Origin of the sequence: Streptomyces sp. CC208A, from assembly GCF_030010625.1 — a bacterium.
Taxonomy (GTDB): Bacteria; Actinomycetota; Actinomycetes; order Streptomycetales; family Streptomycetaceae; genus Streptomyces.
This window is the reverse complement of sequence record NZ_JASCXN010000010.1, coordinates 189,779-198,078: the sequence shown is the minus strand read 5'-3', so window position 1 is coordinate 198,078 and position 8,300 is coordinate 189,779. Positions and strand designations below refer to the sequence as shown.

General features: G+C 73.4%; 9 protein-coding genes. 3 read left to right on the top strand and 6 right to left on the bottom strand.

Translation table 11 applies throughout. The annotated features are described in order from the left end of the window. The coding region (gene snpA / locus QK442_RS14195; protein ID WP_282694280.1) for a snapalysin at nt 1-546 on the top strand (546 nt) is incomplete at its 5' end. 68 nt (nt 547-614) lie between these two features. On the opposite strand, the gene QK442_RS14190 is transcribed toward snpA, so the two are convergent. From QK442_RS14190 to QK442_RS14170, 5 genes are all read right to left on the bottom strand, one after another. Beyond that, entirely contained in the window at nt 615-1,031 is a 417-nt protein-coding gene (locus tag QK442_RS14190; protein ID WP_282694279.1) for a DUF6304 family protein, read from the bottom strand. A gap of 42 nt (nt 1,032-1,073) precedes the next feature. Further along, nucleotides 1,074-1,394, bottom strand: a complete 321-nt coding sequence (locus QK442_RS14185) for a hypothetical protein (protein WP_282694278.1) — start codon at nt 1,392-1,394, stop codon at nt 1,074-1,076. Between the two features lie 36 nt (nt 1,395-1,430). Next, nucleotides 1,431-1,928 (bottom strand): dihydrofolate reductase family protein, encoded by a 498-nt coding sequence (locus QK442_RS14180; protein ID WP_282694277.1) that lies wholly within the window; start codon nt 1,926-1,928, stop codon nt 1,431-1,433. A 210-nt stretch (nt 1,929-2,138) separates the two neighbouring features. Beyond that, nucleotides 2,139-3,188 carry a family 2 encapsulin nanocompartment cargo protein polyprenyl transferase gene (locus tag QK442_RS14175; protein ID WP_282694276.1) on the bottom strand — a complete coding sequence of 350 codons (1,050 nt, stop codon included), beginning with the start codon at nt 3,186-3,188 and terminating at the stop codon, nt 2,139-2,141. 148 nt (nt 3,189-3,336) lie between these two features. Continuing rightward, nucleotides 3,337-4,752 (bottom strand): family 2B encapsulin nanocompartment shell protein, encoded by a 1,416-nt coding sequence (locus QK442_RS14170; protein ID WP_282694275.1) that lies wholly within the window; start codon nt 4,750-4,752, stop codon nt 3,337-3,339. Between the two features lie 250 nt (nt 4,753-5,002). Between QK442_RS14170 and QK442_RS14165 the strand changes: the two genes are divergently transcribed. Both QK442_RS14165 and QK442_RS14160 read left to right on the top strand, forming a co-directional pair. Then, entirely contained in the window at nt 5,003-5,593 is a 591-nt protein-coding gene (locus tag QK442_RS14165; protein WP_282694274.1) for a peptidoglycan recognition family protein, read from the top strand. Between the two features lie 137 nt (nt 5,594-5,730). Continuing rightward, nucleotides 5,731-6,615 (top strand): pyridoxal-phosphate dependent enzyme, encoded by an 885-nt coding sequence (locus tag QK442_RS14160; protein ID WP_282694273.1) that lies wholly within the window; start codon nt 5,731-5,733, stop codon nt 6,613-6,615. A 27-nt stretch (nt 6,616-6,642) separates the two neighbouring features. Here the strand turns inward: QK442_RS14160 and QK442_RS14155 are convergent, their stop codons facing one another. Next, nucleotides 6,643-8,238, bottom strand: a complete 1,596-nt coding sequence (locus tag QK442_RS14155) for a Na+/H+ antiporter (RefSeq protein ID WP_282694272.1) — start codon at nt 8,236-8,238, stop codon at nt 6,643-6,645. Nucleotides 8,239-8,300: the final 62 nt, after the last annotated feature.

The following is an 8,300-nucleotide window of genomic DNA, read 5'->3' as shown; positions in this document are numbered from 1 at the left end:
GCCTCTCCGCAGCCCGTCAGTAACCCCGAACACCCCGGTTACACCGTTCGATTGACAGACCCGTTCTTCGACGCCGTGATGCGGTCCGTGGCGAAGAAGCGGGCCGCCGACCCCACCGCCGCCGCGGCCGTCACCGTCGTCTACAGCGCGGCCAACGCGCCCAGTTTCCGGACCCAGATCGCCCGTTCCACCCAGATATGGAACAGCTCGGTGGTCAACGTGCGGCTCGTCGAGGGCAGCAACCCGGACTTCCGCTACTACGAGGGGAACGACTCCCGGGGCTCGTACGCGAGCACCGACGGGCACGGCCGCGGCTACATCTTCCTGGACTACCGGCAGAACCAGCTGTACAACTCCACCCGGGTGACGGCCCACGAGACGGGGCACGTGCTCGGCCTCCCGGACCACTACAGCGGTCCGTGCAGTGAGTTGATGTCGGGCGGCGGCCCCGGTACGTCCTGCCAGAACGCCGTACCGAACAGCCAGGAGCGCGCCCGCGTCGACCAGTTGTGGCGTTACGGGCTCGCTTCCGCCTTCAAGGGCTGAAACGGTGCGTGGCGGCGGCGCCCCGGGGCACCGCCGCCACGCGGCCGAGTCGTTACCCGGCCGAGTCGTCACGCGGCCGACAGGAGCCGTCGGCCGAAGTCGGCGCCCTCGGGGAGCTGGCCGCGCAGCCGGGTCAGCGCTTCCTCGAAATCACCGCCGGCGACGACCGCTTCGAAGGCGGTGCCGCCGTAGTGCAGGGTCAGGCTGAGGTCGGCCCGCTCGCCGAGGGTGAGCAGGCAGCTGAGCGTGGCCTGTTGGGTGGTGCCGCCGGTGACGACGGGGAGCGGCAGGTCCCACTCCAGGACGCAGCCGGTGAGGGGCTCCCGGCCCTCGCCGGCGGTGAGCGCGGCGAAGCCCGCGCCCGTGTACTCGATTCCCCTGACGCGGACGGTGACGTGCCCGCCGTCGGCCGTGATGACGATCGCTTCCGCACCACGGCGGTCCCGGTACCAACCGGTCCAGACTTCTGTCGACTCCGATGACATGCGCGGACTGTAGCGGTATGACCGGCTCCGGCGCGCGGCCGGTCACCCAGTGGCCGGACTTCTCCCGTTCTCACCGTTCTTGCCGGTGACCTGCGTGGTAGTGGCTTCCGTGCCGCCTGCCGCCTCCCCCTCGCGGCCGCCGCTCCCGGTGCTCGCGCGACCGGTGCTCGCGTGGTCGGCCGCGGTGACCGGCTGCTCGTACAGCGGGCAGTCCGGGTTCCGGCAGGGCTGGACCTCCCACTCGGGCACCCAGGCCCCGAGGACCTTGTGCCGGGTGGCCGTCACGGCGCGGGGGCGTCCGCAGGCCGGGCAGGGCGGCTCGGCCATCGGGTCCCTCACGGTGCGGGGCGTCTCTTCACCCATGCCTCCAGGGTAGGCCGCCCCGCGGCGGGGCGCCCGCTACCGCTTCCTGGTGTACGTACGGACCAGCACGCCGTTGTCGAAGGCGCGGACGGCCCCCAGCGTGAAGTCCCGGGGCTCGAAGCCGGCGCCGAACATGGGCATGCCGGAGCCGTACACCTGCGGGTAGGTCTTGATGATCAGTTCGTCGACCTCGTCGATGAGTTCACCGGCGATGGTGGAGCCGCCGCAGAGCCAGATGCCGAGCCCGCCCTCCTCGGCCTTGAGCGCGCGGATCCGGCCGACGAGGTCGTCGGCGATCAGCTCGACGTTCGGGTCGGGCGACTCGGTGAGCGAGCGGGTGGCGACGTACTCGCGGAGGTGGGCGTACGGGCTGGTGACGCCGGCGTCCAGGCCGATGCGGTACGAACCGAGGCCCTGGATCACGGTGTCGAAGTGGCGGTTCGGGGTGCCTGGTTCGACGCCGAGCAGGGGCCACCCCTGGGCGGCGATGGTCTCGGGGTACTCGGTCTTGAGGAAGTCCAGGAACTCGCCCATGACATAGGAGTACGTGGAGCCGGCGTCGCCCTCGGGATCGCCGATGAAGCCGTCGATCGTGCAGGCGACGAAGTATAGGTGAGCTTGCGCAAACCGGGTCCTGTTTCTCTCGGGGCGCGGCCGCGAGCGCGACCACGACAGATATAGTGCTTCATCTGTAGTGGTCGCGCAACCCCGAAAAGCGTCCTCCTTCTCGGCGGCTCCTGGTTCTCAGCGGCTCCTGCGGGTCACGAACTCCGCGAGCGCGAGCAGGTCCCCGGCCGCCGAGAGGTCCGGCACCGCCCGGGCCAGGTGCTCGACGGCCCGGCCCATCCGCTCGGCGGCCTGGGCCTGCGCCCAGTCCCGGCCGCCGGCCCGCTCCACGGCGTCGGCCGCGGCCCGCACCGCCCGCTCGTCCAGGGTCGTACGGGAGTACAGCTCGGCCAGCTCGTCACCGGCGGGGGTGCCGGAGGTGAGCGCCGCAACGACGGGCAGCGACTTCTTGCGGGCGACGAGGTCGGCGCCGGCCGGCTTGCCGGTGCGCTCCGGGTCGCCCCAGATGCCGATGAGGTCGTCGATCAGCTGGAAGGCGAGCCCGGCCTCGCGGCCGAAGGAATCGAGGGCCGCGACCTCCTCCTCCCCCGCGCCCGCGTAGAGCGCGCCGAGGGCGCAGGAACAGCCCAGCAGAGCACCGGTCTTGGCGGTGGCCATGGCCAGGCACTCGTCGAGGGAGACCTCGCGGGGGCCGCGTCTCTCGAAGGCGCAGTCCGTCTGCTGGCCGGCGCAGAGCTCGATGACGCAGGCGGCGAGGCGCGCGGTGGCCGCGGCGGAGGCGGGGTGCGGGTCCTCGGCGAGCAGCCGGAGCGCGAGGGCGTTCATGGCGTCGCCGACCATGAGGGCGTCGGGGACGCCGAAGACGGTCCAGGCGGTGGGCCGGTGCCGTCGGGTCGGGTCCTCGTCGACGATGTCGTCGTGGAGGAGGGTGAAGTTGTGAGCCAGCTCGACGGCGGCGGCCGCCTTCACCGCCCTGCCCTCCGGGGCGCCCAGCGCGCGGGCGGCGGCGAGCACCAGGGCCGGCCGGATCGCCTTGCCGGCCTGGGCGGCGGCGGGGGTGCCGTCGGCCTCCTCCCAGCCGAAGTGGTACATGGCCACCCGGCGTATCGGGCCGGGCAGGGTCTCGACGGTGGAGCGGATCTGGGGGTCGACGGCGGTCCTCGTCCGGTCGAGGAGCGCCACGGCGCCCGGCCCCTCGGTGACGGGGTCCGCGCTCGTGAGCGTCACGGTCTTGGTCGTCCTTCTTCGCGTTGGGTCGCGCAGCGGGGTGCGCGGGCGGGTTCGGCCCCGGCCCTCCTGGGTCGGCGGACCGTCGGTGGGGCCGGGTCGTCGGGGCCGGCCGGGCCGGGGGGTGGGGTTCCGGCCCGGCCGGGGTTCAGCGGCGGCGGCCGATCTCGACGTTCTCCAGGACGCCGAGGGCGTCGGGCACGAGGACGGCGGCGGAGTAGTAGGTCGTGACGAGGTAGGAGATGATCGCCTGCTCGTCGATGCCCATGAAGCGGACGGAGAGGCCGGGCTCCACCTCGTCGGGGAGGCCGGTCTGGTGCAGGCCGACGACGCCCTGGTCGGACTCGCCGGTGCGCATGCAGATGATCGAGCTGGTGCCGGCGGCGGTCACCGGGATCTTGTCGCAGGGGTAGATGGGGACCCCGCGCCAGGTCGTGATCCGGGTCCCGGCGACGTCGACGGTGTCGGGGACCAGGCCCCGGCGGTTGAGCTCGCGGCCGATGGCGGCGATGGTCTTCGGGTGGGCGAGGAAGAGCTTGGAGCCGCGGCGGCGGGAGAGCAGCTCGTCGAGGTCGTCGGGGCCGGGGACGCCGTCGTGCGGCTGGATCCGCTGGCCGTAGTCGCAGTTGGCGAGGAGGCCGAACTCCTTGTTGTTGACGAGCTCGTGCTCCTGGCGCTCGCGCAGCGCCTCGACCGTGAGCCGCAGCTGGTGCTCGGTCTGGTTCATCGGGTGGTTGTAGAGGTCCGCCACGCGCGTGTGGACCTTGAGCACGGTCTGGGCGAGGCTCAGTTCGTACTCGCGCGGCGCGGCCTCGTAGTCCACGAAGGTGTGCGGGACGACGGCCTCGCCGACATGGCCGGCGGAGAGGTCGATGGCGGCCTCGCCGTAGCTGTTGACGGGCCGCTCCGGGCGGGCGGCGACGCCGGCGAGGTGGGAGGCGAGCGAGCCGGCGCGGGCGGCCAGGGCCGTCACGTCGGCGCGGGTGAGCTCCAGGAGCGTGCAGGCGGTGGCGGCGCGGGCGGTCCACTCCCAGGTGGCGTCCCCGGCGAGGAGGGCGTCCTCGCCGAAGTAGGAGCCGTCGGCGAGGACGCCGAGCACGGCCTCGTCGCCGTACGGGCCTTCGCCGACCTGCTCGACGCGGCCGTGCGCGAGGAGGTGGACGCGGTCGGCGGGGGTGCCCGCGACGGCGATGACCTCGCCGGCGGCGACGGAGCGCTGGGTGCAGCGGGCCGCGAGCTCGCCGAGCACCTCCTCGTCCTCGTACCCGCGCAGGGCGGGCAGCTCGCCGAGCTCGGCGGGGATCACGGCGACCCGCTCGCCGGTCTGGACGAAGGTGACGCGGCCGTCGCCGACGGTGTGGCTGAGCCGCCGGTTGACCCGGTAGGCACCGCCCTTGACCTCGACCCAGGGCAGCGTCCGCAGCAGCCAGCGGGAGGTGATCTCCTGCATCTGCGGGGCCGACTTGGTGGTCGAGGCGAGGTTCCGCGCGGCGGCGGTGCCGAGACTCTGCTGCGGGGGCCGCCGCTCCGCGAGGACCTCGTCGCCAACCGAACCAACGGACATGGAACTCCCTCTCGTACGTCTGGTTTGCGAGGGAAGCCTTTCAGTACGGACTGTGTCCGCGCCATTACACAATCGGGTGGGACTGTTCGGTGATCTTCGGGGCATGCCATCCGATTTCCGCTCGAACGGCGGAGCGCGCGACCCGGCCGGTTTGTCCGGATCGACTCGCACACGATCCGAACGGATGGCGGCGGAGGGCCGGACTCCGGTACTCCGGAAGCCCGGTCCGTTCCGCTGGAAGGAGCCCGCCATGGCGGTTCCGCTGTCCGCGAGCAGGATCCTCGGCGCCCTGCGCGGCGAGGGCCTGTCGGTCGTCGAGGTCGGCAACTGGTCCACCCACAACAGGAACCACAAGGGCCCCTGGGGCCCTGTGCACGGCGTGATGATCCATCACACCGTCACCCGGGGCACCGCGCACACCGTCCGCATCTGCCGCGACGGTTACGAGGGGCTGCCGGGCCCGCTCTGCCACGGCGTCGTCGCCAAGGACGGCACGGTCCACCTGGTCGGCCACGGGCGCGCCAACCACGCGGGGCTCGGCGACGACGAGGTGCTGCGGGCCGTGATCGCCGAGCGGGGCCTGCCGCCGGACGACGAGGCCACCGTCGACGGCAACCGGCACTTCTACGGCTTCGAGTGCGAGAACCTCGGCGACGGCGAGGACCCCTGGCCCAAGGTCCAGCTGGAGGCGATCGCGAAGGCGTCGGCGGCGATCTGCCGGGCGCACGGCTGGACCCACCGCTCGGTGATCGGGCACCGGGAGTGGCAGCCGGGGAAGGTGGACCCGCGCGGCTTCACCATGGCCTCGATGCGCGAGCGGATCGCCGACCTGCTGCGCTGACGCCTCTGCCGCGCCGGCGCCTCTGCCGCGCCGGCGCCGGTGCACGCGCGCGTGGCGGCCTCCCCGGTCCGCTCCGCCGCACGCGCGCGTGGCGGGGCCCTCGGCCCCTCGCGCCCGTCACCCGCGAGAATGGCCGGGTGGACACGTACGACCTCTCCGCCCTGCGGCCCCGGATCCCCTCGCCCCTGGAGCCGGTGGAGGACGAACGGTTCGGCCGGTACGGGCTGACGCTGCTGCTGAAGCGGGACGACCTCATCCACCCCGACCTGCCCGGCAACAAGTGGCGCAAGCTCGCGCTCAACCTGCGGGCGGCGGGCGGGCGTCCGGTGCTGACCTTCGGCGGGGCGTACTCCAACCACCTGCGGGCCACCGCCGCCGCGGGCCGGCTGCTCGGCTTCCCCACGATCGGGGTCGTACGCGGCGACGAGCTGGCCGGGCGGCCGCTGAACCCCTCGCTTGCGCGGTGCGCGGCGGACGGGATGCGGCTGGAGTTCGTGGACCGGGCCGCGTACCGGGCGAAGCACGATCCAGCGGTGCTCGCGGAGCTCCTCGGCCGGGCCCCGGAGGGCACCTGCGTGGTCCCCGAGGGCGGCAGCAACGCGCTCGCGGTGGAGGGGTGCGCGGCGCTGGGGAGGGAGCTGACCGGGCGCGCGGACGTGGCCGCGGTGGCCTGCGGCACGGGCGGCACCCTGGCGGGCCTGGCGGCCGGTTTCGGCGGCCGGACGCTGGGGGTGCCGGTCCTGAAAGGCGGGTTCCTCGGCAGCGAGGTCCGGGCCCTCCAGGAGGCCGCCTTCGGCGGCCCGCGCGGCGACTGGTGGCTGGACGAGCGCTTCCACTGCGGCGGTTACGGCCGGACGAACCCCGGACTCGACGCGTTCGCACAGGACTTCGAGGCGCGGCATGGACTCGCCATCGAGCGGCTGTATGTCGCCAAAATGCTCCTCGCACTGGTGTCCCTCGCCGAGGAGGGCGCCTTCGCGCCGGGGACCCGGATCGCCGCGGTGATCACCGGGGCGCCCTGAGGTGCTCACCGGGGCGCCCTGAGGGGGCTACGCCGTCTCCTCCCGGTAGGCGGCGGCCTCCTCCAGGTCCAGGCGGCGCAGGAGGGTGCGCATCATCTCGTCGTCGATGCGGCGCTCGTCGCGCAGTCGGACGAAGACCTCGCGCTCGGCGTCGATCATCTCGCGCGCGAGGCGGCGGTAGGTGTCGTCGGCGGTCTCCCCTGTGAGCTCGTTGACCGCGCCGAGCCGTTCCCAGACGCTGTTGCGGCGGCGCTCCAGGACCGCGCGGAGGCGGTCGGCGAGGGGGTCGGGGAGGGTGTTGCGCTCGTCGGCGAGGAGTGCGTCGAGGCGGGCCTGGGCGGCCCGGGACGCCTGGCTCTGGGCCTGCGCCTCGGCCAGGGTCTCCTGGTGGCGGTCGCGTCCGGGGAGCTTCAGGGCGCGGATGAGCGGGGGCAGGGTGAGGCCCTGGACGACGAGGGTGGCGATGACGGTGGTGAAGGTGAGGAAGAGGACCAGGTTGCGGGCGGGGAACTCGACGCCGTCGGTGACGACCGGGATCGAGAAGGCGATGGCGAGGGAGACCACTCCGCGCATCCCGGCCCAGCCGACGACCACCGGCGCCTTCCAGTCGACGCCGGGCTCGCGCTCCCGGATGCCGGCGGAGAGCCGGCGGGGCAGGAAGGTGGCGGGGAAGACCCAGACGAAACGGACCACGACGACGAAGACGAAGACCCCGGTGGCGTACCAGAGGGCCTCCCCGATGCCGTACTGGCCGAGCCCCCGGACGACGTAGGGCAGTTGGAGACCGATGAGGGCGAAGACGGCGGACTCCAGGACGAAGGCGACCATCTTCCACACCGCCTCCTCCTGGAGGCGGGTGGCGAAGTCGACCTTCCACGCCCTGTGCCCGAGGAAGAGGCCGACCACGACGACGGCGAGGACGCCGGAGGCGTGGACCTCCTCGGCCGCCGCGTAGGCGATGAAGGGGATGAGCAGGGAGAGGGTGTTCTGGAGCAGGGGCTCGGTGAGCCGGGTCCGCAGCCAGTGGATGGGCACCATGAGGACCAGGCCGACGCCGACGCCGCCGACCGCGGCGAGGGCGAACTCGCCGAGGCCGCCGGCCCAGCCGATGCCCTCGCCGACGGCGGCGGCCAGGGCGACCTTGTAGGCGGTGATCGCGGTGGCGTCGTTCACCAGGGACTCGCCCTGGAGGATCGTGGTGATCCGGTGGGGCAGGCCGAGGCGGCGGGCGATGGCGGTGGCGGCCACCGCGTCCGGCGGGGCGATCACCGCGCCGAGGACGAGGGCGGCGGTGAGCGGCAGGTCGGGGACGAGGAGGTGGGTGAGCCAGCCGACGGCGACGGTGGCGAAGAGGACGTACCCGACGGAGAGCAGCGCGACGGGCCGGACGTTGGCCCGAAGGTCCAGGTAGGAGGAGTCGACGGCGGCCGTGTAGAGCAGCGGCGGCAGGATCAGCGGCAGCACGACGTGCGGGTCGAGGGTGTAGTCGGGGACGCCGGGGACGTACGAGGCGGCCAGACCGACCGCGACGAGGAGGAGCGGGGCCGGTACGGGGGTGCGGCGGGCGAGGCCCGCCACCGCCGTGCTCGCCGCCACCAGTGCCACCAGCCGCAGTGCGTCCATGCCGTCCCTCCGCCGTCCCGTCTCGTGGCCGCGGTACGCGGCCCACGACCGGGCCGGGCCGT